This is a genomic window from Bacteroides mediterraneensis (genome assembly GCF_025993685.1).
GTDB classification, from domain to species: domain Bacteria; phylum Bacteroidota; class Bacteroidia; order Bacteroidales; family Bacteroidaceae; genus Phocaeicola; species Phocaeicola mediterraneensis_A.
The window spans coordinates 1,304,259-1,328,511 of record NZ_DAJPEN010000001.1; the positions used below are offsets into that span (position 1 = coordinate 1,304,259).

The 24,253-nt window shown below is 51.8% G+C and carries 27 protein-coding genes and 1 riboswitch; of the genes, 9 read left to right on the top strand and 18 right to left on the bottom strand.

The window, feature by feature from the left end:
- Positions 1 to 177: 177 nt before the first annotated feature.
- Positions 178 to 627 (bottom strand): 4-hydroxy-3-methylbut-2-enyl diphosphate reductase, encoded by a 450-nt coding sequence (locus OIM59_RS05180; protein ID WP_299169410.1) that lies wholly within the window; start codon positions 625 to 627, stop codon positions 178 to 180.
- A gap of 170 nt (positions 628 to 797) precedes the next feature.
- A complete protein-coding gene (locus tag OIM59_RS05185; protein WP_299169408.1) occupies positions 798 to 1,379 on the bottom strand; it encodes a Crp/Fnr family transcriptional regulator in 582 nt (193 codons plus the stop codon).
- Positions 1,380 to 1,861: 482 nt separating this feature from the next.
- Here OIM59_RS05185 and OIM59_RS05190 point away from each other — a divergent pair, with 482 nt between their 5' ends.
- The 4 genes from OIM59_RS05190 (at position 1,862) to OIM59_RS05205 (ending at position 4,761) form a co-directional block, all read left to right on the top strand.
- Complete coding sequence (locus OIM59_RS05190; protein WP_299169406.1) at positions 1,862 to 2,749, top strand: hypothetical protein; 888 nt, start codon at positions 1,862 to 1,864, stop codon at positions 2,747 to 2,749.
- A 14-nt stretch (positions 2,750 to 2,763) separates the two neighbouring features.
- Positions 2,764 to 3,462 carry an SIMPL domain-containing protein gene (locus OIM59_RS05195; RefSeq protein WP_299169403.1) on the top strand — a complete coding sequence of 233 codons (699 nt, stop codon included), beginning with the start codon at positions 2,764 to 2,766 and terminating at the stop codon, positions 3,460 to 3,462.
- Positions 3,463 to 3,669: 207 nt separating this feature from the next.
- On the top strand, positions 3,670 to 3,840 hold the full coding sequence (locus OIM59_RS05200; protein ID WP_204476457.1) for a hypothetical protein: 171 nt from the start codon (positions 3,670 to 3,672) through the stop codon (positions 3,838 to 3,840).
- A 300-nt stretch (positions 3,841 to 4,140) separates the two neighbouring features.
- Positions 4,141 to 4,761 (top strand): hypothetical protein, encoded by a 621-nt coding sequence (locus OIM59_RS05205; RefSeq protein WP_299169400.1) that lies wholly within the window; start codon positions 4,141 to 4,143, stop codon positions 4,759 to 4,761.
- An 87-nt stretch (positions 4,762 to 4,848) separates the two neighbouring features.
- Here the strand turns inward: OIM59_RS05205 and OIM59_RS05210 are convergent, their stop codons facing one another.
- From OIM59_RS05210 to OIM59_RS05220, 3 genes are all read right to left on the bottom strand, one after another.
- Positions 4,849 to 6,951, bottom strand: a complete 2,103-nt coding sequence (locus OIM59_RS05210) for a TonB-dependent receptor (protein ID WP_299169397.1) — start codon at positions 6,949 to 6,951, stop codon at positions 4,849 to 4,851.
- Between the two features lie 91 nt (positions 6,952 to 7,042).
- Positions 7,043 to 7,939 carry a helix-turn-helix domain-containing protein gene (locus tag OIM59_RS05215; RefSeq protein WP_299169395.1) on the bottom strand — a complete coding sequence of 299 codons (897 nt, stop codon included), beginning with the start codon at positions 7,937 to 7,939 and terminating at the stop codon, positions 7,043 to 7,045.
- Positions 7,940 to 8,012: 73 nt separating this feature from the next.
- On the bottom strand, positions 8,013 to 8,921 hold the full coding sequence (locus OIM59_RS05220) for an AraC family transcriptional regulator (protein WP_299169588.1): 909 nt from the start codon (positions 8,919 to 8,921) through the stop codon (positions 8,013 to 8,015).
- A gap of 168 nt (positions 8,922 to 9,089) precedes the next feature.
- Here OIM59_RS05220 and OIM59_RS05225 point away from each other — a divergent pair, with 168 nt between their 5' ends.
- Together OIM59_RS05225 and OIM59_RS05230 are read left to right on the top strand one after the other, a co-directional pair.
- Entirely contained in the window at positions 9,090 to 9,251 is a 162-nt protein-coding gene (locus tag OIM59_RS05225; RefSeq protein ID WP_299169392.1) for a hypothetical protein, read from the top strand.
- Positions 9,252 to 9,292: 41 nt separating this feature from the next.
- Complete coding sequence (locus OIM59_RS05230; protein ID WP_303895512.1) at positions 9,293 to 10,120, top strand: SDR family oxidoreductase; 828 nt, start codon at positions 9,293 to 9,295, stop codon at positions 10,118 to 10,120.
- 1 nt (position 10,121) lies between these two features.
- On the opposite strand, the gene OIM59_RS05235 is transcribed toward OIM59_RS05230, so the two are convergent.
- The 7 genes from OIM59_RS05235 to OIM59_RS05265 form a co-directional block, all read right to left on the bottom strand.
- Complete coding sequence (locus OIM59_RS05235; protein ID WP_303895514.1) at positions 10,122 to 11,285, bottom strand: clostripain-related cysteine peptidase; 1,164 nt, start codon at positions 11,283 to 11,285, stop codon at positions 10,122 to 10,124.
- A gap of 10 nt (positions 11,286 to 11,295) precedes the next feature.
- Positions 11,296 to 12,483, bottom strand: a complete 1,188-nt coding sequence (locus OIM59_RS05240) for a hypothetical protein (RefSeq protein ID WP_303895516.1) — start codon at positions 12,481 to 12,483, stop codon at positions 11,296 to 11,298.
- 410 nt (positions 12,484 to 12,893) lie between these two features.
- Positions 12,894 to 13,610 carry a HesA/MoeB/ThiF family protein gene (locus OIM59_RS05245; protein ID WP_148329964.1) on the bottom strand — a complete coding sequence of 239 codons (717 nt, stop codon included), beginning with the start codon at positions 13,608 to 13,610 and terminating at the stop codon, positions 12,894 to 12,896.
- Between the two features lie 255 nt (positions 13,611 to 13,865).
- A complete protein-coding gene (gene thiH, locus OIM59_RS05250) occupies positions 13,866 to 15,017 on the bottom strand; it encodes a 2-iminoacetate synthase ThiH (protein WP_072542337.1) in 1,152 nt (383 codons plus the stop codon).
- Between the two features lie 52 nt (positions 15,018 to 15,069).
- Positions 15,070 to 15,426, bottom strand: a complete 357-nt coding sequence (locus OIM59_RS05255; RefSeq protein ID WP_148329965.1) for a four helix bundle protein — start codon at positions 15,424 to 15,426, stop codon at positions 15,070 to 15,072.
- 66 nt (positions 15,427 to 15,492) lie between these two features.
- Positions 15,493 to 17,193: a phosphomethylpyrimidine synthase ThiC gene (thiC, locus tag OIM59_RS05260; RefSeq protein WP_303895519.1), complete on the bottom strand. Its 1,701-nt coding sequence runs from the start codon at positions 17,191 to 17,193 to the stop codon at positions 15,493 to 15,495.
- Between the two features lie 59 nt (positions 17,194 to 17,252).
- Positions 17,253 to 18,029 carry a thiazole synthase gene (locus OIM59_RS05265; protein ID WP_072542340.1) on the bottom strand — a complete coding sequence of 259 codons (777 nt, stop codon included), beginning with the start codon at positions 18,027 to 18,029 and terminating at the stop codon, positions 17,253 to 17,255.
- A gap of 10 nt (positions 18,030 to 18,039) precedes the next feature.
- Here OIM59_RS05265 and OIM59_RS05270 point away from each other — a divergent pair, with 10 nt between their 5' ends.
- The gene (locus OIM59_RS05270) at positions 18,040 to 18,480 is read left to right on the top strand and encodes a hypothetical protein (RefSeq protein ID WP_303895522.1); all 441 of its coding nucleotides are present in this window, start codon (positions 18,040 to 18,042) and stop codon (positions 18,478 to 18,480) included.
- 124 nt (positions 18,481 to 18,604) lie between these two features.
- Here the strand turns inward: OIM59_RS05270 and OIM59_RS05275 are convergent, their stop codons facing one another.
- The 5 genes from OIM59_RS05275 to OIM59_RS05295 form a co-directional block, all read right to left on the bottom strand.
- Positions 18,605 to 19,249: a thiamine phosphate synthase gene (locus tag OIM59_RS05275; RefSeq protein ID WP_303895524.1), complete on the bottom strand. Its 645-nt coding sequence runs from the start codon at positions 19,247 to 19,249 to the stop codon at positions 18,605 to 18,607.
- 4 nt (positions 19,250 to 19,253) lie between these two features.
- Positions 19,254 to 19,454, bottom strand: a complete 201-nt coding sequence (gene thiS / locus OIM59_RS05280; RefSeq protein ID WP_072542343.1) for a sulfur carrier protein ThiS — start codon at positions 19,452 to 19,454, stop codon at positions 19,254 to 19,256.
- Positions 19,455 to 19,510: 56 nt separating this feature from the next.
- A riboswitch (TPP riboswitch) is annotated at positions 19,511 to 19,611 on the bottom strand.
- Positions 19,612 to 19,683: 72 nt separating this feature from the next.
- The gene (locus OIM59_RS05285; protein WP_303895525.1) at positions 19,684 to 20,355 is read right to left on the bottom strand and encodes a hypothetical protein; all 672 of its coding nucleotides are present in this window, start codon (positions 20,353 to 20,355) and stop codon (positions 19,684 to 19,686) included.
- The gene (locus tag OIM59_RS05290) at positions 20,336 to 21,082 is read right to left on the bottom strand and encodes a metallophosphoesterase (protein WP_299169581.1); all 747 of its coding nucleotides are present in this window, start codon (positions 21,080 to 21,082) and stop codon (positions 20,336 to 20,338) included. The genes OIM59_RS05285 and OIM59_RS05290 overlap by 20 nt, the downstream gene beginning before the upstream one ends.
- Before the next feature lie 275 nt (positions 21,083 to 21,357).
- The gene (locus OIM59_RS05295; RefSeq protein ID WP_299169370.1) at positions 21,358 to 21,807 is read right to left on the bottom strand and encodes a cupin domain-containing protein; all 450 of its coding nucleotides are present in this window, start codon (positions 21,805 to 21,807) and stop codon (positions 21,358 to 21,360) included.
- Positions 21,808 to 22,178: 371 nt separating this feature from the next.
- On the opposite strand from OIM59_RS05295, the gene OIM59_RS05300 reads away from it, so the two are divergent.
- Positions 22,179 to 22,640, top strand: coding sequence for an ester cyclase (locus OIM59_RS05300; RefSeq protein ID WP_204476437.1), 462 nt, complete (start codon positions 22,179 to 22,181; stop codon positions 22,638 to 22,640).
- A gap of 23 nt (positions 22,641 to 22,663) precedes the next feature.
- On the opposite strand, the gene OIM59_RS05305 is transcribed toward OIM59_RS05300, so the two are convergent.
- The gene (locus tag OIM59_RS05305; protein WP_299169365.1) at positions 22,664 to 23,041 is read right to left on the bottom strand and encodes a helix-turn-helix domain-containing protein; all 378 of its coding nucleotides are present in this window, start codon (positions 23,039 to 23,041) and stop codon (positions 22,664 to 22,666) included.
- A 155-nt stretch (positions 23,042 to 23,196) separates the two neighbouring features.
- Between OIM59_RS05305 and OIM59_RS05310 the strand changes: the two genes are divergently transcribed.
- Positions 23,197 to 24,252 carry a DNA adenine methylase gene (locus tag OIM59_RS05310; protein WP_299169363.1) on the top strand — a complete coding sequence of 352 codons (1,056 nt, stop codon included), beginning with the start codon at positions 23,197 to 23,199 and terminating at the stop codon, positions 24,250 to 24,252.
- The last annotated feature ends 1 nt before the right edge of the window (position 24,253 follow it).

Genomic DNA, 24,253 nt, shown 5'->3' on the forward strand with positions numbered 1-24,253 from the left:
TGACCTTATTCCTGATTTGTCCGCAGAATTTTCTTTAGCCCGCATTTTCCTGTATCAGCCATTGTTCCACTGTTTTCCCGTTGTCGGAATTCCCTTGCCGATGTAACGTAATGACACCCGATATCACGTATCGTCAGTATCACTGAAGCCACCAACATGGTCACTTCCTATTTCAGTTTATGGCTTTAAACTATGATATTCTTGAAAATCCCTGTAATGTTGGTTAGGAACAGAGATTGGGTCTCTGTAAGTTTCAATAATTGATAAATTATCATTTGAAAGTTCTCGTATCTCCCAAAATAAAGGATAATCAAAGTATATATATTTAAAGTTGGGTGTTGTAAAAGACCAATGAAAATATGATGTATTATTTTCTATATCTCCATTCATATAGGTTGTTATTGATTGATGAGAGCCACTACCATTTTCAGAAAATGAATATATCTCATGTATATCCATTTCTGTTCCATTGTCTAATTTGTCATGGTATTTTCGTTCCCATTTGTTTGCTGTTAAATTAGATATAATGACTTGTTGATTATAATCATAATATCCTTCTTTTTCTATACAGCCATAAGCTATGAACAGGAACAAGAGGATATTTATTTTCTTTAATACTGATTTCATACTTATGCTGGATATACTATTAAAATTGAAGAAATAATACGTGCCAAAATATAAGGCTTGATTTCTTTATACTGCTTTTTTCTTTAAAAATACAGTATATTATTCTGAAAAGTAGTATAATGTTTCAAGTTCATTCATCTTAGAAATAAAATCTCAACATATGTTGAGATTTACTTGTCAAAACTTACCATTTTTCTTATTCTGCTCATGTGGGTGGGTGTTATTCTCAAGTAAGACGAAACCTCTTTTATAGAGATGAGTTGAAATAAATCCGGGCTTCTTTTAATCAGTTGTCTGTACCGTTCCTCGGGGGTCAACTTATAAAAATCGGCATATCTTGAATAGGTTTGAAAGCACATTTGTTCCGCTGCGATACGTGCTATATATTGATTTTCCATGCTTCTTTCAAATTCTTCTTTCAGCTTCTCAGAATGGCAAATATATATTCTGCTAGCTGTCAAAGCCTGTATGGAAATCTCAGACTTGATATTATAAAGACATGTGGGATAATCAGCCATAAATTCGCCTGCAAAGGAAAATCCTGTATTATATTCTTTTTTTTCTGTCACGTTGTAGCAAGTGTATTTTATAATACCTGATTCTATATATCCCCAGTAAGGAAATATCTCTCCTTCCTTAGAGATATATTCTCCTTTTTTATAGGTATATACGCTTCCATATTTTAGGCATAAGCTCTTAAAAAATTCAGTAGGTATGTTGGACATATATGTGTTAAATGCATCCATTTTCATATAATAGTCATTTTAGAAAGTTGTTTTCTTGTAGGTTTATGGAAATCATTAATTCTGTCACTTTGACACTCAATCATTCGCCCCTAAATTATCTATTTTATTTTTGAAGGCCAAAAGTTTTTCATCCATCTTGCAAGTATTGTTTTTTGTACACAAGCTTTTGTTCACGAGTTCTTGATGGGTTCCTTTCGGTTATTAAAGGGCTTCTCTCCGTGTTACGGATAAGCTGGAAACGTCTTGAATGAGTAAGGAATTCTTCAAGGCGTTTTCTATGTTTCCCACAAGGAAAACGTATGTTTCCCTGCCGTAAAACGTACGTTTCTGCCTCGGGAAACATACGTCTCCGGGAAGGGAGACGTACACATCAGAAGGATGTCCCTGGGAAAACGAAGAGGCGTCCGGCTAATTTCTTCCGCAGCTTTGAAAAACCGTTTCTTTTTCGTATCTTTCAGAACAAGATTTACCTTACAGTCCAGATGCGTATGAAAAAGATGGTGCTGTGTATCCTGCTGTGGCTCGCCGTGCTGCCGCTTAAGGCCACAGGGCAATCGGGCGATGTGATTCGCCTGGAAGGAAAGAAATGGGTCTTGATGGCAAAGCCCATAGACTACGATTCCCTGCTGTGCAGGCGGATGGGAGATTTTCTTCCGGAAAATGTCAGTCGGTCCACGGGCAATTATAGCGGATATACCGCTTTCTGGGAGGTGCGTGACGGGTATCTTTGCCTGCAACGGGTAGAGGCGGATGTCTATGAAGAGGTCGGTAAACAGGAATCTACACGGGTGTATGAGGTGAAGGACTTGCAGCCGATTTTTGCGGCCTATTGTCGGGCGGGGACGATTCAAGCCCGCTGGTTCAGTGGGGAACTTCGGGCCGGAAAAGGTGATTTGGTGAGATACGTGCATGACGGTTTCGACCGTAACATGGAAACGGAACAGGTACTGACCGTCCGGAACGGTAAAGTGATGGAAACGCAGACTTATCATAATTACCGGAGAGCCGGACTGAATCTGACAAAGGCATATGGGGAGATTGTGCGTCGGTTTCCTTGGGAGCGGTTTCCTGAATACCGTGGAGAACGGTTCCTTTTTTCGCTAAGTGATTTTCAGACGACGGAGGACGGTCACTTCGTAGACTGTGACATACGTTTCATTTTTCTGCGTACTTCGCGGAAAATGATAAACGACGGGAATCACCCGCTGGCTCTTGCCCTCAAAGAAACACTGAAATCCATTTATCCATGGGAGGTGCTTTTTATCAATGGAAAGTACACGGGTGAATATCGGAATTTTACTATGACTTTGCAGGAGAAGGCCACACCAGATAAAGGTGATTCTGCAAGAGATGTCCGAAAAGAATCGTTGAACTGAAAAATTATCATGTTATGAGAGCAAAATTATGGCTAGGGGTATTGGCTTTGTTTGCAGCGTGTACGTTGCAAGCCCAGGAAGTGAACGACCGTTATATCGAGGTGACGGGTACCTCCGAAATAGAGATTGTGCCGAACAAGATTCATTATCTCATTGAAATCCGGGAGTATTTCGAAGAAGAGTTCGACGGTAAGTCCAAGCCGGAGGAATATCGCACAAAGGTGCCATTGGAACAGATAGAGCGGCAGTTGTGGAAGGTACTGGTCGATGTGGACATTCCGAAAGAAGCGGTCCGCACACAAGAGGTGGGGGACTATTGGCGCAGACAGGGACAGGATTTTCTGGTTTCCAAGAAATACGATATCACACTGACCGATTTCAAACAGATAGATGAAATCGTGAAGCGTATCGATACCAAGGGAGTGAATACCATGCGCATCGGAGAGTTGGAAAACAAGGATATGTTGCTTTATCATCAAAAGGGTAAAATAGAAGCATTGAAAGCTGCACAACGGAAGGCCGCTTATCTGGTGGAGGCGCTGGGAAAGAAACTGGGGGACGTGGTTCGTATTGTAGAGGATGGCAATGCAGGAATGTCCTCGCTTTTCAGTACGCAGAGTAATGTCCGTGCGTCTGATGCCGCTTCGTTCGATGGCTTCCGCACGATAAAAAAGCATTACTCCATGCAAGTGCGGTTTGAAATCACAGATTGATGGAAACCGGGCAGACAGAGCGGAAAGCCGGAGAAAGTGAGGTATGCCTTCCTGATTACTTTCGAGCGTGCCGCCAAGGTTCCCTGATCCTATCGGAGTGATTCAGGAAAATAAGTTCATCAAAATAATTATTTCCCTTTCACAAAGTTGTTGCTTAAGCGATTTTTCGTATCTTTACGGTTGTAATCAAAATAAATGCCTATGAAAATGAAACCGTTATTGTGGAGCTTGGTGGTCACAGCCGTAGTGTGCAGCCTCAGTCTGTTTGTTACACAATGGATGGGCCTTGCCGATGATTGGTGTACCATGGTGAGCGTGTTCCTTGGCATCGTATTGGGGAGCAGTTGCAACCGGTGGTTACAGCGTGCAGCTCATTGAAAAATTCTCAGGCAAGCGAAATACTTACCTGAGAATTTTTTTATCGTTATTCCTTATCCTTTAGCAGATGGAGCGGTCGACGTCGCGGAACCTACATTCTTTGCTCAGGCGCCACGTCACGGTCTGGTCGACGAGAATTTGTTATTAATATGAAAAAAAACGCTGGAAGAGAGGGTACATTGGTTTTTGTAACTATTTTTATTGCCACATCAGGAGAATCTGTTCTCCAAGCAAGACTAGACTGAAAATTTGGGCACGTTGGAAAGAAGGCGGGCATCACGAACTATTTAAATCGAAATTATGAGAACTAAAGACTTGACGATATTTATTATGTGTATGTGCCAGTCATTTTGCTTTGCACAAAAAAAGAGTGAGAACCCTCACCGGCAATATGAGGAAAATTATAAATGGGAAATGAATTTTGCCGGAGGACTGAACACTAACGGCTGGGAATTTATGGGAGGCGTTCATTGGCTGCCGGTTTCTTATGCGGGTATAGGAGCTTCTGTCGGTTTTGATTCAGAAATTAAGGAATGGTCTGATTGGGGCAGAAGGGAAGGCGATTCTTTTTATGAGGACGATTATTGTGCCCGGTTTATTTTCAAGCCATCCTTATTATTGCGTACGCCCTCGTTGTGGCATCTGGAATCGCAGGACTTGGATTTTCATTTGTTTGCTTTGCCGGGAGTCATTCTGTCACCTCCCGCCAGAGGGGCAAAAGATTCTGGTTGGCTGTATTGGAGCGGGGCGGTCGGTGTGACGGCAATTATAGACCGTTTGGTCCTTTCCTTGGGGTATAATTGCTCTAATTATTATCTTTTGGATGGGAATCCTCATGCACACCATGCTTATGAGAAATTCGAGAAGGGAGAAAAGCAACGCACACATTCTGTCTTTATCATGTTGGGCTATAAGTTCTAGCCTGTAGGGGCGGATGGTTTTTATCTCCCATGCGGTTCTCCTCAAAAGGATGCTCAGGCGAGCAAATGTTCCCGCCTGAGCATCTTTTCATCGGATAATCCCCGTATCCTTGTCTTTGAGCTGGATGGAGCGGTCGACGTCGCGGAACTTGCGTCCTCTGGTCAGGCGCCACGTCACGGTCAGGTTGACGAGGTTGCAGGCATCGCCGCTGTAGAGGGCGGTGTGCTTCTGGAGGTTCCGGTTCAGGACTTCCGATTCAAACAGCTTGTATTTGTGCTGGAAGGGCTGTTGCCAGATCAGGGCGAACTGCCAGTCCTTGTAGCTGTAGGCGGCCTTCAAGGTGATGTCGCCCCCGCTGTATCCCTTGGTTTCCCCTTCCAGAAAGCGGGAACCGTTGTCGGCGTAGGCATGGAGGGAGAGGTTGCCCAGGTAGGTGTTGACGGCCCCCGTGACGAAGTAGGACGTGTAGCAGTGCGTGTAGTCCTGGCCGAAGTTGAAGCAGCGGAACAGTCCTCCGTAGGCCGTGACGGAGAGCTTTTCCGGCACCAGCCAGTAGCTTGCGTAGGCCATGGCGTTCAGTGCGTCAATCTCCTTCTGGTTGCGCTGGGTGTAGATGAACCGGTCGTCGGCCGTGCGTTCATACACCGCCATGTTGGGACGAAGGCATTGCTTGTAGAAACCTTCCAGACTGGCTTGCAGACGGTTGTCGGTGTACGTCAGCCGCAGGAGGTGATACATCTCCCGGTTGGGCTTGAGGTCGGGACTCCCCACGGTCCACTCCATGCGGTTGTTGCGGATGGAGGCGTCGCTGATCATGGCCACCCGTGAGGTGCGTTCGCTCATCTGGAAATTGTAGCTCAGTTGCAGGGCGTGGGTGAAGTTGTAGCTCAGGGCCGCTTTCGGGCAGAAGCTCCAGTAGTCATACGAATGGGCCTGCTGGCGGTAGTGCAGGTAGCTGCCCCCGATGCCTGCCGAATAGCGGAGGTTGCCCCACAGTCCCTTGATTTCGGAGAACAGGTACACGCGGTTGTGGTGGATAGGGGTGGCAGCCGAGACGTCGCCCGTATATTCATTGTTCGTGTATTTCTGGCTGTAGTTGAGGCCGGCCGACAGGGTGAAGGGCTTCAACCGGTTTTCGTAGATGGCCTCGCTCAGGAGAGAGTAGGTGCGTCCGTCCACGTCGTAACGGTAGGGCGAGCCTTCGTCGTAGCTGTCCGAGGAGCGGGTGCCGATGTAGGTGCCCACGGCGTTGAGGGTGAGCGACTGCCGGGGTGTGAACTGCTGGAAGTAGTAGAGGTCGAGCACCGGACTCCCGCTCCGGCTCTGCTGCTGTTCGAGGGCCGTGTAGGTCTGCTCTCCGTCCACAATCTGCTTCTGATTGAAATTGTTTGGCACGTGACTGAAGTCGCCGCTCAGCGAAGCCTGAAACACATAGCGGGTGGAGTCGGCCAGGTTGTAGGTCAGCTTCAGCTGGTTGTTCAGGCTCTGGTTGCGCGAGGCGAGGTCGTTGCGTTGGATGGTATAGACCGACCCGTCGTTCAGGTGGTAGTGGGCGGTTTCCTCCGTCCGTAAGTCTCTGTAGTTCTGGTAACCGATGCTGTAGTTCAACGACAGCTCACTCTTTCCCGTGTTCCATTTGCCATACACCGTGTAGTCGCCCTGGCGGGTCGTCAGCGCCTGAGTGAACGAGGTGCCCAGCGTGTATCCGTTGTCCGCCCGTCGGGTGGTGATTTCGATGACGTAGGCAATGCCGTCGCCGTAGCGCACGCCGGGGTTGTCGATGAAATGAATGGTACGGATGCTCTTCGGGTCGAGCGAAAGCATCTCCGCCTTGTCCACGATGATGCCGTTGATGCGGATTTGCACGCTTCCCCGCTGGTCGATGGCCGAGATGGTGTGTCCCACCTCGTCCACACGGATATTCGGGAGGGTGAGTTGCTGGAGCAGGCTGTAGCCCGAGCGGGAAGAAGTCTTCTGCTGTTCGGAGGGATAGAGCAGCATTCCGTCGGTCTTCTTGATAATCCGGTCGGCCTTGACCTCCACCTCGCCCAGTTCCACGGTGGGTTCCACCTCTTGCGCGAGGGCGGGGAGGGTCAGTAGCAGAAGGAAGAGGATGGCCCTGAATCGGGAGATGGTCAGCGGAAGCCGGCTTCCGGCTCCCTGCTGGAAAAGTAATCTGAGTGTTTGCATTTGTTCCTGTGTGTAAAATTCAGGAACAAAAGTAGGGGGCTGTCGCGAAGGCGTCAAAAACCGACGCTGACATTTGCCTGACAATTCGCTGTCAGTCTTTCAATTCGTTGATTTCCAGTGAATAGTTCCGCCCTCTGTCGGCCACGATTTTCAGTCGCGTATGCTCCTCCACGATGGGTTTCAGGCGGCGGATAAGGGTGTAGAGCGTGTCGTTGGCATCGTCTTTCTTGGGCCAGAGCACGGCACAGATTTCCTCTTTCGTGAGCGAGTGGGAGGGAGCCTGCCAGAAAAGCCGCATCAGTTGCTGCTGCATGGGCGTGAAGCGGATGGGCGTATGGTCGGCTGCGTAGAAACGGTCGTCCGCGTCCGAGTAAGTCAGTCCCCCGAAGTCCTGGGCAGATTGTGTGCTCCCTTCAGCCGATAGTACGCTTCCTTCGGCAGGTTGCAGCATCGGGTTCTCCTTTTCCCGCTTCCGCAAGTACAGCATCGAGCCGATGGCCCAGAGCAAAGCCGCCGCCATCAGTCCGCCGGGCAAGCGCTGGTCGGACATGCTGAATACGGCCGCTGCCGACAGCCGGGTGTACCCTTTCAGGGCCAGCGTTTCGCCCGCCCGTCCGTTGCGGACCACCAGCGTGTCACTGCAGATGGCCTGTCCGTCCATCGAGCTGCCCCGGTAGTCGCCGTCCATCACGTCGAAGGTGAGGAAAGCCGCCTGTTTCAGTCGCGGGTTCTTCAGGTGGCGGCAGAAACGTTCGTCGGACACGGCGATGAGCACCTGTCCGCCCGACGTCTGCCGGAGCTGTTTGTAGGCCCGTATCGTATCCTGTGTCACAATCGGGTCTTTCTTTTCCAGTAAGGTCTGGGCCAATGCTTGGTTCAGGTCGGCGGTTATCTCGTCTCTTGTCACGCGGTAGTTGTGGCGCCCGGCCAGCAGGGAAGTCAGCATCAGCGTCAGAAACACCGTGACGGGTAGTAGTCTGCGGTTCATAGAGCAATCGGGTTTGGTTTCTGCAAATGTAGTGAATTCTGTGGTTCTTCTTTGTGTCGGATTGAAATATTTATTATTTGTAATCCGTCTTGCTCCGGTATTCGTTCGGAGTCATTCCGGTGGCTTTCTTGAACACACGGGTGAAATGCTGCGGGTACTGGAAGCCCAGTTGATAGGCAATCTGGCTGATGGATTCCGAGGGGAGAAGCAGCTGTTCTTTGGCGATGCCGATGATTTTGTCTTGTATGTACTCCAAGGCGGTCTTGCCCGTTTCCTTCTTGATGAGGTCGCCGAAATAATTGGACGACAGGCAGAGTTCGGCGGCACAGTATTTCACGCTGGGCAATCCTTTCAGTGCGGCATTTTCGCCCGTGAAATACCGGTCCAGTAAGGTCTCGAAACGGGTCAGGATGTCGCGATGGGCATCCTGCCGGGTGATGAACTGCCGTTCGTAGAAGCGCAGGCAATAGTTGAGCAACAGTTCGATGTGGTTGGTGATGAGCCGTTTGCTCATCCGGTCGATTGCATGATGCAGTTCCTCCTGAATGTTCAGCAGGCAGTCGATGAAGGTGTGGCGCTCCCGTTCCGAGAGATGCAAGGCTTCGTTCACCTCGTACGAGAAGAAGGTGTATTCCTTGATGGTGCGTCCGAGGTGGGTACCGCGAATCAGGTCGGGATGGAAGCACAGCGCATAGCCTTTCGGCTGGAACGTTTCGCCCGTATCTTCTATGCCGATGACCTGTCCCGGTGCAAGGCAGACCACCGACCCTTTCTGGTAATCGTATCGCTGGCGGCCGTAAATCAGGTCGCAGTTCTTCTCGTCTTTCAGGAAGACCACGTAGAAGCTGAACGTGTGGCGTAGGTGGTGCATCGGTCTGGCCTTCGAAAGGTCGATTACGCTGACCAGCGGATGGAGGGTTTCTACGCCGAGCATGTCGTCGTACTCCGTGACGGTTTCAATGTTCAATAAGAAGGTTTTCATCGGTTCGTATGTTTCTGACGGCAAAAGTACGAAAGGATTCCGGTTTCTGGTTCCCGCCGCTCGTGAAATCTGTGTTTTCATGCAGTAAATCTGTGTTTTGTATCCCTACGGATAAAACGGTAGGGATTACTTTTGCAGTGACAATTAACCGATAAACAGAATTGAGTTATGACACAGGAAATGGAAAGCCGTATGGTTTTGAAAGATTTGGTAGACCGTTATGCGACGGAATCGGACAAGAACAATCAGGATTACTATCGTAACCTGTTTCGTCCGGATGTGAAGCTGAAAGTGTATATGGGAGACAAGCAGATTATGGATATGGCTTGATGTGTGAGCGGACTTCTGTGAATATTAAAAAAGTGAGTGAGATGAAAAAAGAGGTAATGTTGCTTACGGGTGCCGGACAAATTGGTATGGCGATAGCCCGGCGGATGGGATATGGAATGAAGATTGTGGTCGGCGACAAGCGGATGGAAAATGCGCAGGCCGTAGCCGATACGATGAATAGTGCCGGATTCGATGTGCTTCCGGTGGAGATGGACTTGTCGTCGCGCGACTCAATCCTCGGATTGATTGAGACGGCACAGCAATATGGAGAGATAGCCATGCTGGTCAATGCGGCAGGGGTGTCCCCTTCGCAAGCTTCGATAGAGACCATCCTGAAAGTCGACTTGTACGGTACGGCGGTATTGCTGGAAGAAGTGGGAAAGATTATCCGGCCGGGAGGGGCAGGCGTGACGATAGCCAGTCAGTCCGGACACCGCTTGCCGGCCCTTGGTGCTGAAATCGATGCACAGCTGGCTTGCACACCGACGGAAGAATTGCTGAGTCTGGAGGTGCTGCAACCGTCGCACATCCGCGATACGCTCCATGCCTACCAACTGGCCAAGCGTTGCAACGTGAAGCGCGTCATGGCGGAGGCAGTGAGATGGGGAGAACGGGGCGCCCGTCTGAATTCCATTTCTCCGGGAATTATTGTCACCCCACTGGCACTTGACGAGTTCAACGGGGTGCGTGGAGAGTTCTATAAGAAGATGTTCGCCCAGTGTCCGGCGCATCGTCCCGGCACGGCCGACGAGGTGGCGAATGTGGCCGAACTGTTGATGAGCAACCGGGGAGCCTTTATCACCGGGTCTGATTTTCTGGTGGATGGAGGTGCTACGGCGGCTTATTTTTATGGTACGGGCGGGAAGTGAATCAATGTGTTGCCCGATACCATGAAGTCTGCGGATAGGTTCTCGCCTTGCTGCTGAGACTGGGGGCAGAGGTGGTGATGCCGGAATAATGGGCGATGGAGAGCGGGCCGAGCGAGGCGCTGAAGAACTTTTCCGTATGTGCCTTGTAGGGAACCACCTGTCCCAAAAGGGCTTCCACCTGGGCCAGTTGCTTTGCATCATCGCCGCAAAGGGCACGGGCATAATCGCCGAAATCATAGAAAATCACGGGAGAATAGCCGTCCATGCGCTGGAGGGAAGCCGTTTGCAAGTCATCCAGTGAATAGCGGGAATGAAGGTCTTTCATCAGGAGCGCCAGGTCGTCCAGCCGGGAACAGTCGGTCACGGCGATGGTGCCGTAGGGATACGTGTAGCTGGAGTAGAACCGGTGGAAAGCCTGACAGATGGCGCCGTAATCGGGATTCTCGGCCAGCAGGTATTCCCCGATGCGGGCGTAAGGCATGCCGTAGGCCATGATTTCCGTGGGGCAGGCAATGAGGTGGCGGGTCACGTGACGCAGGTCGTAGGCCACTTCCAGCGAGGACATGTAGCAGTCGTCGAAAAGGATGTATTCCATCTTCAGCCCGCACTGCGAGAGACTGCGGGAGAGAGTGGTGATTTCTGTCTGGTATTCCGCCGTCAGCCCCCCGAAAAAGCGGGTCAGGGGTGTGTACTCCCAGTGGTAGGTGAACTTCGTGGAAGCCCGTGCCTGTCGCGGTTCTACGGGCAACCATCCCATGCCGTGGCAGCCCACAATCAGGGAGTAACTCTTGGCGGGGGCGGCCCGCTTCATATCGTTCAGGATGCCCGTGAGCCCGGCTTCGGTGGTGAAGGCAGGGCGGGTGTATTCCTTCACAGTCCGCCGGGTGCAGGTGCCGCGGTGTACGGTGATTTCAAACAGTTCTGCTTCCGTGGCACTGGTGGACAGGAAGACGAGCACCCGTTCCCGGTCCAGTCCCCTGCGGGCGATGGCTTCCTCCATGTCGGCGATGTTCTGGTAGAAATAACTCGTCAGGTTGGTCGACCACGGCAGGTACATGAAGAGCGTCCGCTCGTTGTCGGCGGGCGGGAGGTCTTCTTTCTGGCAACTCGTCAGGCAGGAGAGTCCGATGACAAGCAATATGGGAAGCAGGCGGATAAGTTTCATGAAACTTGCACTATTTTTTATAGGTGATTTTGAAAGGCAGAACCTGGAACACTTCGCAGTCGGGCGTAATCAGTTCCAGCTTGTAGGTGAGAGAGGCCCCGTCTGTATCTTCCGTCAGCTGGTCGAGCTCTTCTTGCGGAAGAAGATCCTTGAAGCTGATTTTGCCGCTGTTCATGCGCAGATAGCGTGCCTGTCCGTTTGTGTCCACGGCAAGCAGGGCTACGGGAGCATACTGGCTCAGGATACTTCCGGTGTATTCTTTGCGCGGGGTGACTTCCATGCTGCCGAGGTCGTAGGAGATTTCGTGACCGTCGGGGGCAAAGAGCTGCTTTTTCGGATTTACGGTGATTTCCGTGTACGTGAAGTCGTAGATGTCCGTACCTTCGGGTTCCAGCTCTTCATCGGTAGAGAAGATGACTACCTCACAGTGCCGCAAGCGGTCGTATCCCGTGAGGCATACCCCGTTGCTCAGCAGTTTGACTTTGACGTGGTTCTCTTGTGAGGTGATTTCGCAACTGCCTTCTCTGGCTGGTTTGAAAATGAAAGGACCGTTGCTGCTCAGCACGTCGAATTCCGTTTCTTTTCCGGAGATGATGAGCGGATTTTCCTGTACCGATACGGTCAGTTCGCGGATGTCCGACAAGTCTGTGTGATATGTTTTCTGCACTTCTTCCAGTTCCTGCGCCGTCATCCGCTGGTAGATGGAATAGCCGTAGATATCGGTCCCTCCTGCCCGCACTCCCAGGTGGACGAGGAGCTCCATCGTGTCGCCGTTGACGGAGAGTAGCTGGAACACCGTGCGCTGGCCGTCGAGCAGACGGTTCTCGTCCGAGTAAGTATAGGTGTAAGTCCGGAACCCCGATGCAGGATAGGCATCCACGTACATGTATGCTTTCAGGGACGAGTGGCTTTCCACATAATATTGGATTGGCCCGGCGCCATCTAAGTCTTTGTAATAATCCTGCGTCTGGCAAGTGCCGTCGGGATTGATTTCGTAGGTGTGGACGTGTTTCCATCCGTATCCCACCACGGCTTCCTCGAAGCGGGCGGAAGAAATGGGAGTGAGAGACGCTGGCTCACATTCTCCGTTTTCATTGAATGTGAAGGTAGGAAAATTCACGTCGTCGTGATTGCAACTGGCAAGGCAGAAGATGCTCAGGAATACCAGCAGAATGTCGGTGAGCCGTTTTGTGTACATGATGAATAAAGTGTCAGCTGTTTTCTTTTTTCCAGAAAAAATCAATGAATATACGCTGTAAGAGAATCAGCAGTGCCAGCACACAAATGGTGTATTGCAGAAACGCTTCTTGATTCTTGAGGCCGTAAAAGAGCCCGATAATGAAGCATAACTCGAGAAAATGATTTAAAATTTTAAGTAGCATAGTTTCTGAAATAAAAGGTTATGCTGCCAAAGATAAGATAAAATAGGAGAAAACGAGCATCCGGACTTGAAAAATCCCCTGCCAGGTGTGTTTTTTTTTACTTTTCACCGGCAGGGGAAGGAGAATTATGCAAAAATCAGGACTCGCTTATTTCCAGTTGTTCGGCATGGTTCCGTAGTCGGTCAGACCCGTACGGTTGTCGTAAGTTTCGCTGTGCTGGGTGATTTTACACCAGCGAGATGACGTAGCTTTCCATGCTTTTCAGGTCGATGTGCCAGAGTCGGCCGCTCAGTGCGTGCGGACTGCCCAGGATGACTTTCATCGTTTCGTTGGCTTCCACGCAGCCCACTACGCCCGGTGTGACACCCAGCACGGCTTTCGACGGATGGGGCATGGCCAGCATGCCTTCCTCGTCGGGGAAGAGGGTGCGGTAGTCGGGACCGCCCTGGTAGTTGAACACGGAAACCTGTCCGTCGAACTCGCGGATGGCCCCGTACACGTACACCTTGTCCAGCCGCACACAGGTGTCGTTGATGAGGTAGCGCGTGCGGAAATTGTCGCATCCGTCCACCACGATGTCGTAGTTGGCGATGAGACATTCGGCGTTCTGCGGGGTGAGCCGTTCGTTCCAGGCCTCCACACGGATGTCGGAGTTGAGGGCTTGCAGGCGCAGCTTGGCCTGTTCCGCCTTGGAGAGCCCGATTTCAGGCTCGCTGTAGAGCACCTGCCGCTGGAGGTTGGTCTCGCTCACGGTGTCGTCGTCAATCAGTCCGATGGTGCCCACTCCGGCACCGGCCAGGTAGAGGGCCACGGGCGAACCCAGTCCGCCCACTCCCACGATGAGCACGCGGGCCTGTTTCAGAAGGAGTTGTCCTGCCTCGCCGATTTCGTCGAGCAGAATCTGTCGGTTGTAGCGTGCAGCTTCTTTTTCGGTCAGTTTCATAAGGTGAAAAGGGGATAAAGGGTGAGTAAAATGACAGAAGGCACCCGGAAGTCGGGAAAATGGCCTCCGGATGCCTTCTGAAAGGGGTTCTGCGTATGCTCGGAAAACGCCCTTGCGTTTCAAACAAAACGCCCTTACGTTTCAAGTAAAACGTACTTGCGTTTCAGGGAAAACGTACTTGCGTTTTTATCCAAACGCTTCGGCGTTTTCAGACGAGTGTAAAGGCGTTTCTCAAAGGATGTTCCGGAGGGCTTTTCAGCGGGCCGGAGCCGCCTGGGCAAAGGTCTGTGCCATGTGGTCGAACGAAGCGTCCCAGTCTTTCCATACCGGTTCGCGTCCCACGGCCTTCAGGGCCTTCTCCACTTCCACGGCGGTACGTTCGTCGCTCACGTGGAACTGCTCCAGGGCCTGCGGATAGGTGTAGTAACCACCCGGTTCCGTCTTGCTCTCGGCACTCATGGTGGTGACACCCAGCGTAGCCATGTGGTCGCGGATGTTTGCCGGTTCACGCGTAGAGTAGGAGATGTCCACGTCGTGGTCGAAGATACGCATGGCGAAAGTCACCTGTGCCAGTTCCTTGTCGCTCATGATGACGTTGGGCTGGAAACCCTCGTTCTCGGCCGGACGCATGCGCGGGAAGTTCACGCTGTATTTCGTCTTCCAGTAATGTTTCTGCAGGTAGCGCAGGTGGTAAGCCATCATGGTCACGTCCGTACGCCAGTCCTCCAGTCCGATGAGCACGCCCATGCCGATGGAGTGTACGCCGGCCTGTCCCATGCGGTCGAATCCGTTGACACGCCATTCGAACTTCGATTTCATGCCGCGCGGATGGTACACGTTGTAGCGGGCCTTGTTGTACGTTTCCTGGAAACAGATGACACCGTTCAGTCCGTGGTGCACCAGTTCGGCATACTCTTCCGTCTTGAGCGGCATCACCTCAATCTTCAGGTTGGAGAAATACGGTTTGGCCAGGTCGAGTGCTTTGGCCAGGTAAGGCACACCCGCCTTGGCCGGGTTTTCGCCCGTCACAATCAGCAGGTTCTCAAACGGAGCCAGCTTCTTGATGGCCTTGTACTCGTTTTCGATTTCCTCCGGTGTGAGGATGGTGCGGGCCATCGGGTTGCTGATGTGGAAGCCGCAGTACACGCACGAGTTGGTACACGAGTTGGTGATATAGAGCGGAATAAACATGGAGATGGTACGTCCGAACCGTTCTTCGGTATATTTCTTGCTGAGGCGTGCCATGGGTTCGAGAAACTTTTCGGCAGCCGGCGAGATGAGTGCCATGAAGTCGTCTACGTCGCACCGTGATTTTCCGAGTGCCCGTATCACGTCGGCCTCGGTTTTGGAGTAGATGGCCTTGGTCGTCTCCTCCCAGCTTATTTTTTCTAATTCGTCACTAAACATTTCAGTAATTAATAATTAAAAATTAATAATTAAAAACGGTGGCCTGATGCATTTATGAATTGGACTTGGCGGTTTTGATGATACTGACCAGCAGTTTGATGAGTTCGGTACAGTCCGACTGGATGGAATCGTACGCTGTTTTCTCGATGTAGTTGGATTCCGACAACAGCAGGAGCCAGTAGTCGGTCTCGTTGGCTTCTTTCAGCGCGATGTGCAGTTTGTGGGCGAAATCATTCTTGCTTTCGGCAAACTCGGCTTCCCGTATCAGCGCTCCTATGGCCGTGCCGCTACGCAGCAGTTGTTTGGACATGACATACTCGTTCTTCTCGGTGGTGAGAAACTGGTATGCCTTGATGATGCGCAAGGCAAACTCCGTCGCTTTCCGGTTGATGACGCTGTCGTTCTTCATCTTGCCAAATCCACGGATGGATGCCTCCCTGGAAAAGGAAGTCATCCACTCGTTTTTCATTTTTCATTATTCATTATTAATTGTTTTCAGGTCGCGGCTGAGTTTCATCGCACAGAAGTTCGGACCACACATGGTGCAGTACTCGCCGTCGGTGTGACGTCCCTCGTTGAAGTATTCCAGCGCACGGTCGGGGTCGAGGCTCAGGTGGAACTGGTCGCGCCAGCGGAACTCGTAGCGGGCCTTGCTCAGGGCATTGTCGCGGATTTGTGCGCCCGGATGACCTTTGGCCAGGTCGGCCGCATGGGCGGCAATCTTGTAGGTGATGACACCCGTACGCACGTCTTCACGGTTGGGCAGACCCAGATGTTCCTTCGGGGTGACGTAGCACAGCATGGCCGTACCCAGCCAGCCGATTTGTGCGGCACCGATGGCCGAGGTGATGTGGTCGTATCCCGGGGCGATGTCGGTCACCAGCGGGCCGAGGGTGTAGAACGGTGCGTTGTGGCAGTGGCTGATTTGACGCTCCATGTTCTCGCGGATTTTGTGCAAGGGCACGTGTCCCGGACCTTCGATGAAGGCCTGCACGTTCTTCGCCCACGCACGGGTCACCAGCTCGCCCATCGTGTCGAGTTCGGCAAACTGTGCCTCGTCGTTGGCGTCGGCGATACAGCCCGGACGCAACCCGTCGCCCAATGACACGGCCACGTCATACTGTGCCAGGATGTCGCAGATGTCGTCGAAGTGCTCGTAGAGGAACGATTCCTGGTCGTGGATGAGGCACCACTTGCTCATGATGCTTCCGCCGCGGCTCACGATGCCGCACAGACGCTTGTCGGCCAGGTGCACGTTGTGGCGGCGGATACCGGCATGGATGGTGAAGTAGTCCACTCCCTGCTCGCACTGCTCGATGAGGGTGTCGCGGTAGATTTCCCATGTCAGGTCTTCTACCTTGCCGTTCACCTTCTCCAGTGCCTGGTAGATGGGCACGGTGCCCACCGGTACCGGACAGTTGCGCACAATCCATTCGCGTGTCTCGTGGATGTTGGCACCCGTCGACAGGTCCATCAGCGTGTCGCCGCCCCATTTGCAGCTCCACACGGCCTTGTCCACTTCCTCGTCGATGCTCGACGTGGTGGCCGAGTTGCCGATGTTGGTATTGATTTTCACCAGGAAGTTGCGGCCGATGATCATCGGTTCCGATTCCGGGTGGTTGATGTTGGCAGGCAGCACGGCCCGTCCGGCGGCAATCTCATCGCGCACGAACTCCGGCGTGATGTAGGTGTCGATGCCCAGCTCCTTGCAGTTCATGTTCTCACGGATGGCCACGTATTCCATTTCCGGGGTGATGATGCCCTGTTTGGCGTAGTACATCTGCGTGCTGCTGTGGCCTTCCTTGGCGCGGTAGGGCAGGGCGATGTGCTCAAAGCGCAGGTGGTCGAGCGAGGGATCGTCGCGGCGCATCTTGCCGTATTCCGAGGTGATGGACGGCAGCTGTTCCACGTCGCCGCGGGAAGTAATCCAGCTCTCGCGCATGCGCGGAAGTCCTTTCTTCAGGTCAATCTGGATGTTCGGGTCGCTGAACGGACCGCTGGTATCGTACACGTACACCGGGTCGTTGGGGGTCATTACCTTCTTTCCGTCGACTACGGTCACCGTGGGGGTGAGGTTCACTTTCTGCATGCCTACCTTGATGAAGGGGAATAAGGTGCCCTGCATGTAGGCTTTCTCGGCATGGGCGTATGCTTTTGGGTCTTTTTCTTTTTCCATATAAATCGGGTTTGTTTGCGGGTAGGGGAAAGTCCCTTACCGGTTGATAAAATCAGGATTTACTCATTCAAGAAAGAAGTGAGGGGAGAGGAAGCGGAAGCCACCAGGTTGTCGGCCTGCACGCCCAGTCCGGCTTCGTAGGCACGGCGTCCGGCGATGACGGCCTCCTTGAAGGCGATGGCCATTTCCACCGGGTTTCCGGCAACGGCGATGGCGGTGTTCACCAGACAGGCGTCGGCACCCATCTCCATGGCTTCAGCGGCATGGCTCGGAGCTCCGATACCGGCATCCACTACCACCGGCACGTTGCTCTGCTCGATGATGATGCGCAGGAAGTCGCGGGTCTGCAATCCCTTGTTCGTACCGATGGGGGCAGCCAGCGGCATCACCGTAGCGGCTCCGGCTTCTTCCAGACGCTTGCAGAGGGTCGGGTCGGCCTGGCAGTAGGGCAATACCACGAAACCGAGTTTCACGAGCTCTTCCGTAGCCTTCAGGGTTTCGGTAGAGTCGGGCAACAGGTAGCGCGGGTCGGGGTGGATTTCCAGTTTCAGCCAGTTGGTGCCGAAGGCTTCGCGGGCCATCTGTGCGGCGAACACGGCTTCTTCTGCGGTGCGCACGCCGGAGGTGTTCGGAAGGAGTTGGATATGCGGGTGGATGATATGTTTCAGCATGTCGTCTTCCTTGTTCTCAAGTTCGATGCGTTTCATGGCGACGGTCACCATCTGGGTGCCGGAAGCGAGAATGGCTTCTTCCATGACTTGGTTGGAGTTGAATTTTCCTGTTCCCAGGAACAGGCGGGAGTCGAATTCTTTTCCCGCAATCATTAGTTTCTTCATTGTTCTATATATGTTTTTGGTTTGTTTTTGCTTTTACTTTTTCTTTTTGGCTTTCCTTTTACTTTTTCTTTTTGGCGGCAAAAAGAAAAAGGTAACAAAAAGAAAAACCGCCGTCTGCAGTTTCAAGGCGGCTGCGAGGCTTCGCCCGGCGGAAGCGCAGGAACTCGCTTCGCTCAAACAGCCTGCGCTTCTTTTCGCCGTGCTCCGCTTCTTCGCTTTTCGCCTTGAAGCTGAGGACGGGATTTTTTCGCTGGCTTGCTCTTCGCTCTTCGCCCTTTGGGCGAAATCGCTTTGTGGGGAGGTGGAGCTTTTGCTTGCGCTTCTATTTCTTACTTCGCTTTTTGCTTTGTTCTTCCTTTTGGGCGAAATCGCTGTGTGGGGAGGGGTGTGGAGTTTGGGTCTGCGTTCCTTTACTCGTTTATTCTTTGCTGTAAAGATGAAACTTCTTTGACGTACAAAAGTGCGTGCGAGTTTGCGATGAAAGTCTGAAAATAAGAGGAGTTGAAAAATTTGTTTCTTTTGTTCTTCTGTCTAAAAATGAACACAACCACAAATTCTTCGTCCTCCGTTTTTCATTATTCATTATTCATTTTTAATTGACTCACGATTCTTCTCGTTTCTTCCACCGGATTCTCTGCCCGCAGGATGGTGCCGCTCAGGGCGATGCCTGTCACACCGGTCTGCAGGATGGCGGGGATGTCATCCAGGGTGATGCCCCCGATGGCGACGATGGGCAGGTGGATGCCTTCCGCCTTCATTTGCTGTACGATGGAACGGTATCCTTCGAGGCCGAGGATGGGGCTGAGCTTCTCTTTGGTGGTGGTGAAGCGGAAGGGGCCGCAACCGATGTAGTCGGCACCGGCTTCATAGTGGGCCCGTACGTCGTCGAACGTGTTGGCGGTGCCCCCGATGAGGAAGTCCCTGCCCAGGATTTTCCGCGCTTCGGCTATCGGCATGTCGTTCTTGCCCAGGTGTACCCCGTCGGCCTTCAGCTTGCGCACCAGTTCCACCCGGTCGTCGATGAGGAAGGTGGCCCCGTACGTGTGGCACAGTTTCTGTACCTCCACAGCCACGGCTTCCGTCTCTTCGTCGGAGGCATGCTTCATGCGCAGCTGTACCCAGCGGCAGCCCCCTTCGAGGGCCATGCGGGCCGAGTCAAGATACGAATACGTGTCGGTGAAATGCGTGATGAACTGCAGCTTGAAATGATTCATGTCCATGGCCTCATCCTCCACAAGCGGCTTTGATGATGACCAGACTGTCGCCCTCCTTCAGGACGGTGTGTTCCCATTCCGCACGCGGAATCATGCGGTTATGCAGCGCGATGGCCACTCCCTGTGCCGGAAGCTCCAGTTGCTGTGCCAGTGCGGCAATGTGCTGACCTTGTGTAAGTTCAGTCTCTTTGTTGTTTACCAGTACTTTCATAATCGTTCAGTGTTAGTGTAAACCAAAGAGGCGGGTCCCGAAAGGGAAAAGAAATAGAGGCTGGAATCAACAATCCCTTCGTCGGTATTAACCGCATCAGGTTCGTAGGGTATAATCTCAGCCCGGACGCATCCTTGGGGCACCCCTTTGTTTACTTTCTGGCAAAGGTAACGAAAACTTTGAAACGGCGGACAGCTGCCGTGCCTTTTTTACCTTTTTTTGCAGGCAATCAACGGTGCTCCCGGAACAGCTGCACCTTCACGCCGAACGAGAGGCGGAGAATGTCGCGCATCGAGAGACTCTTGTTGGTCACCTTGCTGATGAGGTACAGCTCGCAGGTGCTCAGCTCGTAGAAGAGGGAGACATGGCGCACCAGCTCGTGGCGGGGACTGAATCCGAACCGTTGCCCCACGAAGAGGTAAGGCCGCACCTTGGTACTGAAGTTGTAGTATTTGTTGGGATAGCGTCCCGGTTCCTTCTTCCAGAACTCCTCGCCCGCAATGGTCGTGAGGTAGAGTCCGCAGTAGAAGGGTTCCGCCATCCAGTGCTCCTTGAAGCAGATGCTCCAGGGTATGTAGTTCTGCTTCACGGTGAAGGTGAGCCGGAACTTCTCGGCATATTTCGACGGGAGAAAACCCACTAGAAAGTCCGTTTCCCACTGGCAGCGGCGTCCGTAATCCCAGCCCACGCCCACTGAGTTGAGTCCCATTCCTCCGGCGTACTGCCATTTCAGGTGAGTGGGTTTCAGGCGTTCCCATCCTTCATAGCGCAGGTGCGTGCGCTGGTCCCACCGCCGTTCCCTGACGGTCGGGGCGACAGAGTCATTCTGTGCCTGCAGGGGCAGGAGAGCCATCGCGACCAGTCCTCCCACCAGTATCCCTTTAAAAATCGACCACTTCATACGCATAGCCGTCGGCATTAAGGGTGAATAACAGGTAGGCACGCTTCTTGGCGCAGGTACATTCGTAGTACAGGATGCCGTCGTCGAAGAAATCATCCACACTGATGTTGTGTCCGTGGCCGTAGACACAGAATTGCAGGTCGGGCATCTGCCGCAGGTAATACTGGAAATACTCCGCCAGGTTGTTGTTGAACTGCTCGGAGAAGGGGCCCGCATGCATGGCCACCACGGTTTTTTCCACCCCCTCGGGCACATTGTCGATTTCATCGCGGATATACTGGATGTTGGGCACAGCCGACGAATTGTCGAACTCCAGGGCGTTGGTGTTCAGGCAGAGAAACCTTACGTTGCCGGCGGTGAAGGCAAAATCCTCCGTGCCGAATATTTTACGGTACACGTCGAGTCCCGTAGCCAGACAGTCGTGGTTGCCCAGCAGACAGACGTAAGGCACGTTCAGTCCGTTGAGAATGTCGCGCTGCTTCTCGAACTCCAGCTTCAGGCCGAAGTCGGACAAGTCGCCCGTGTGGACCACGAAGTCCAGGTCGCCCCGTCGGTTCAGCGCCTCCACGGCATCCTCCGTCTCGTCGTACCAGCGTTGTGTGTCGCTGATTACGGCAAACCGGATTTCCTCTTTCCCCCGGGTAGCCTCCTCGATTTGTTCGATGTGGCGGCGGTTCACGTCCGTCTCCCCGTCGATGTCCAGGTCGTACGGATGATATTCAATCATGTCGCATCCTCCCAGCAGCAAAGCCCACAGGCAGCCGTATATCAGCCGGAAGTGCAGGCGGAAGCAATGAGGGAGTGTCGGATAAGTACGCATAAGCAATTCATTTTGTGCATGCAAAGGTAAGTCACAAATGCGGTTCGTCCGTTTTTCAGAAAGTCGGATTTTCTGTCCTGAAAGTCGGTATTTTCCCCACAAAGTACATTTAGCACACTTATCCGGCAGTCAGGGGGAGGTCTTTCAGCCCCTCCCTGTGAGTCTGGCGGAAGCCGCTCCGGTTACCACTTCACCGGCTCCTGCAGAATCTGTCCGTCGGTGGCATCCTGCGCAGTGAACGCGTTCGCCTTGTACTGCACGCAAATCATCACCAGCGGTTCCGTACCATTGTTTCGCACCGAGCGCTTGCCTTCGGGAGCCACGCGCACCACGCTTCCTTCCGCCACGGGGAATACCTTCCCGTCTACCTGAAATTCTCCCTTTCCGCTCACGAAGATATACAGTTCCTCGTGCGTCTGGTGCGTGTGAAGGAAGCCGGTCTCCTTTCCCGGGGCGAACGACTGGAACGAGATTTCCGCGCCCGTGGCCTGCAACGCCTGTCCCATGAACACCTTTCCCTGGATTTCCATTTCCGGAGCTACCGGCAATACATACTCGTTCAATTCGCTGAATGAACCTGTGGATACGGCGGAAAAATGTGCGCCTGCTGCAATTTGCTGAATCTGTTTCATAGTGTAACTGTTTTAATGATTTCACCGGCAAAGTTGCCATCTTCTTTCCGCTCCTGCAAGAAGGCACCTCCCCGTAAGTAGGTTACCGCGAGGTTACCAATGTTCACTGCGAGCCGGTTACGTCCGGCAGATTTAGGCTTTTTTTGCAGAGGGTATTTTCCGGATTGCAGACAAAAAATTTTTTCTTTCCACAACCGGCTGACATCCAGTAAAAGTGAGAAAAAGGTTACTAGGTGGAAGAAATGTAACCTCTTGTCTGTCAGGAAAGAAAGCACTAAGTTTGCACCGTAAATGCTGCGGAAGGGCACATCCGGCATGCCTTTCCTGCACCGGAAACTTCCGCGGCCCGACCCTTTAAAGAAACAAGTAAGATGATGAAAAATGAAGTAACTCCCGAACAGGCATCCGTCCTGGAAAAAAACAAACAAGTCATGCAACAGTTTATCCGCTTCATCAACACGGGCGACCGCTCGGTAGGTGAAGCCATTATTGCCCCCGAAGTGATTTTCTATGCCCCCACATCACCGGAGCCGCTGCACGGTTTTGAAGGTTATATGGACGTGCTCCGCATGATGCGCGGTGCCATGCCCGATGTACAGTGGAAAGCCGAAGAAGTCATTGCAGAAGGCGACAAGGTGATGATTCGTTTCACGATGAGCGGCACCCAGACCCAGCCTTTCATGGGCATGCCCGCCACCGGCAAACCCGTCCGTGTGACGGCCATGAACATCTACGAGCTGAAAGACGGCAAGATTGTCCGCGAACACGGTGTGCCCGACCTCTTCAGCATGCTGATGCAGCTCGGCATGCTGCCTGCACCGGGAAGCAAGTGATTCTTCCGCGAGGAAAGAAGCTGCTACTCTTCTTCGGCAGCTTCGAACTCCTCCCGGTGTTTCATGATTGATTTGAGATGCTTCTGTGCCCAGTCGGTCAGCTGGACGATGAAAGGCACCAGCGAGTGTCCCGTCTCCGTCAGGCTGTACTCCACCTTGGGCGGCACCTCGGGATACACCTTCCGGTTCACCAGTCCGTCGGCCTCCAGCGTACGGAGCGTGCCCGACAGTACCCGCGACGACACATCCGGAATCAGTTTCCCCAGCTCGCTGAAACGCAGCACCTCGTGCTCGCTTAAAATCAGAATGACCAGCAAAGCCCATTTGTTGCCGAAGCGGGCAATCACGTTCCGCACCGGGCAGATTTCGATAATGGTATTCTTTTCTTCCTTCTTTCTCATGGTTTATTCCTTTTGCCGGAGTGTCGGCCTTTTCGTTTTTCTGCCCAAAGTTAGCAAATAACCCGCAGATACCGCCCCTAAAAATTTTGGAGAATTCTGTTGTTCATTTTTAATGTTTAGTAAAAACACGTATTTTTGCATATAAAATAATTCGTATGCTTTTCACAGAAACAAAATATTTAGACTATAAATTCCCTGTACCTCAATATCTAGGGGCGAAATATATTCATAGAGGATGGATTGCTCAATATATTCCAGATAATGCGGAAACCGTTTTAGATGCTTTTTCAGGTTCGCAGTCTGTCGCATATATGTTTAAACAAATGGGGAAAAGGGTTATCACGAATGATTTTCTGAATTTCAATAACATGATAGGAAAAGCATTGATTGAGAATCCAGGACATACGCTTGAAAAAGAAGATATAGATATTCTTTTTTCGGGAAATACCAATCCTGTGGAGTTTAATTTGATGGAAAAATTATTCTCTGGCTTATTTTTTGTTTCAGAGGAAGCTGCCTTTGCCGATGGTTTTCGTAGCAATGTTTCCCGATTGAATAATCCTTATAAACAAGCCTTGGCTTTGGCAGTAATGTGTCGGAGTATGACACGAAAGGTTACAATGGGGCATTTTGCACATACTCAGGCTTTGGTATATGCCGCAGATCCTGCCCGTATCAAGCGAAACAGGAGTCTGATACGTCCTTTAAAAGAATTGTTTATGGAGTTGCTCCCTGAATATAATGCAGCTGTGTTTGACAATTTTCAGAAGAATGTCAGCTACAATGAGAATATTTTGGATCTTCTTCCTAAGTTGACAGATGTAGACTTAGTATATTTTGATCCACCCTATTGTAACAGTCATGCAGATTACCAGTCTTTTTACCATCTATTGGAGACGTTTGTAGAATATTGGAAGGACAAAGAATTCGTAAATGGGACCAAGCGGTATGAGCCTAAAAAATATAGTGGATTTGACAAGAACAGTGAAGCACTTGGAAATTTGCAATTGATGTTTGAGCGTGCAGCCCATATTCCTGTATGGCTTGTCAGCTACAATGACCGGAGTTTTCCGGACATAGATACGATGATACAAATGATTGAGCCTTATCGTAAAGTAAAAGTCGAAAGAAAAGTATATCATGCGGGTCGTGGAGGTAAAGGTAGTGTGGCCGGTAGTCATGAAATCCTTTTTGTGTGTACAACCAAGTAAA

Coding starts and splice junctions, on each gene's coding strand:
- OIM59_RS05180 (WP_299169410.1), bottom strand. CDS start 627: ATGAAATCAGTATTAAAGAAAATAAATATCCTCTTGTTCCTGTTCATA.
- OIM59_RS05185 (WP_299169408.1), bottom strand. CDS start 1,379: ATGAAAATGGATGCATTTAACACATATATGTCCAACATACCTACTGAA.
- OIM59_RS05190 (WP_299169406.1), top strand. CDS start 1,862: ATGAAAAAGATGGTGCTGTGTATCCTGCTGTGGCTCGCCGTGCTGCCG.
- OIM59_RS05195 (WP_299169403.1), top strand. CDS start 2,764: ATGAGAGCAAAATTATGGCTAGGGGTATTGGCTTTGTTTGCAGCGTGT.
- OIM59_RS05200 (WP_204476457.1), top strand. CDS start 3,670: ATGAAACCGTTATTGTGGAGCTTGGTGGTCACAGCCGTAGTGTGCAGC.
- OIM59_RS05205 (WP_299169400.1), top strand. CDS start 4,141: ATGAGAACTAAAGACTTGACGATATTTATTATGTGTATGTGCCAGTCA.
- OIM59_RS05210 (WP_299169397.1), bottom strand. CDS start 6,951: ATGCAAACACTCAGATTACTTTTCCAGCAGGGAGCCGGAAGCCGGCTT.
- OIM59_RS05215 (WP_299169395.1), bottom strand. CDS start 7,939: ATGAACCGCAGACTACTACCCGTCACGGTGTTTCTGACGCTGATGCTG.
- OIM59_RS05220 (WP_299169588.1), bottom strand. CDS start 8,921: ATGAAAACCTTCTTATTGAACATTGAAACCGTCACGGAGTACGACGAC.
- OIM59_RS05225 (WP_299169392.1), top strand. CDS start 9,090: ATGACACAGGAAATGGAAAGCCGTATGGTTTTGAAAGATTTGGTAGAC.
- OIM59_RS05230 (WP_303895512.1), top strand. CDS start 9,293: ATGAAAAAAGAGGTAATGTTGCTTACGGGTGCCGGACAAATTGGTATG.
- OIM59_RS05235 (WP_303895514.1), bottom strand. CDS start 11,285: ATGAAACTTATCCGCCTGCTTCCCATATTGCTTGTCATCGGACTCTCC.
- OIM59_RS05240 (WP_303895516.1), bottom strand. CDS start 12,483: ATGTACACAAAACGGCTCACCGACATTCTGCTGGTATTCCTGAGCATC.
- OIM59_RS05245 (WP_148329964.1), bottom strand. CDS start 13,610: ATGAAACTGACCGAAAAAGAAGCTGCACGCTACAACCGACAGATTCTG.
- thiH (WP_072542337.1), bottom strand. CDS start 15,017: ATGTTTAGTGACGAATTAGAAAAAATAAGCTGGGAGGAGACGACCAAG.
- OIM59_RS05255 (WP_148329965.1), bottom strand. CDS start 15,426: ATGAAGAACGACAGCGTCATCAACCGGAAAGCGACGGAGTTTGCCTTG.
- thiC (WP_303895519.1), bottom strand. CDS start 17,193: ATGGAAAAAGAAAAAGACCCAAAAGCATACGCCCATGCCGAGAAAGCC.
- OIM59_RS05265 (WP_072542340.1), bottom strand. CDS start 18,029: ATGAAGAAACTAATGATTGCGGGAAAAGAATTCGACTCCCGCCTGTTC.
- OIM59_RS05270 (WP_303895522.1), top strand. CDS start 18,040: ATGTTTTTGGTTTGTTTTTGCTTTTACTTTTTCTTTTTGGCTTTCCTT.
- OIM59_RS05275 (WP_303895524.1), bottom strand. CDS start 19,249: ATGGACATGAATCATTTCAAGCTGCAGTTCATCACGCATTTCACCGAC.
- thiS (WP_072542343.1), bottom strand. CDS start 19,454: ATGAAAGTACTGGTAAACAACAAAGAGACTGAACTTACACAAGGTCAG.
- OIM59_RS05285 (WP_303895525.1), bottom strand. CDS start 20,355: ATGAAGTGGTCGATTTTTAAAGGGATACTGGTGGGAGGACTGGTCGCG.
- OIM59_RS05290 (WP_299169581.1), bottom strand. CDS start 21,082: ATGATTGAATATCATCCGTACGACCTGGACATCGACGGGGAGACGGAC.
- OIM59_RS05295 (WP_299169370.1), bottom strand. CDS start 21,807: ATGAAACAGATTCAGCAAATTGCAGCAGGCGCACATTTTTCCGCCGTA.
- OIM59_RS05300 (WP_204476437.1), top strand. CDS start 22,179: ATGATGAAAAATGAAGTAACTCCCGAACAGGCATCCGTCCTGGAAAAA.
- OIM59_RS05305 (WP_299169365.1), bottom strand. CDS start 23,041: ATGAGAAAGAAGGAAGAAAAGAATACCATTATCGAAATCTGCCCGGTG.
- OIM59_RS05310 (WP_299169363.1), top strand. CDS start 23,197: ATGCTTTTCACAGAAACAAAATATTTAGACTATAAATTCCCTGTACCT.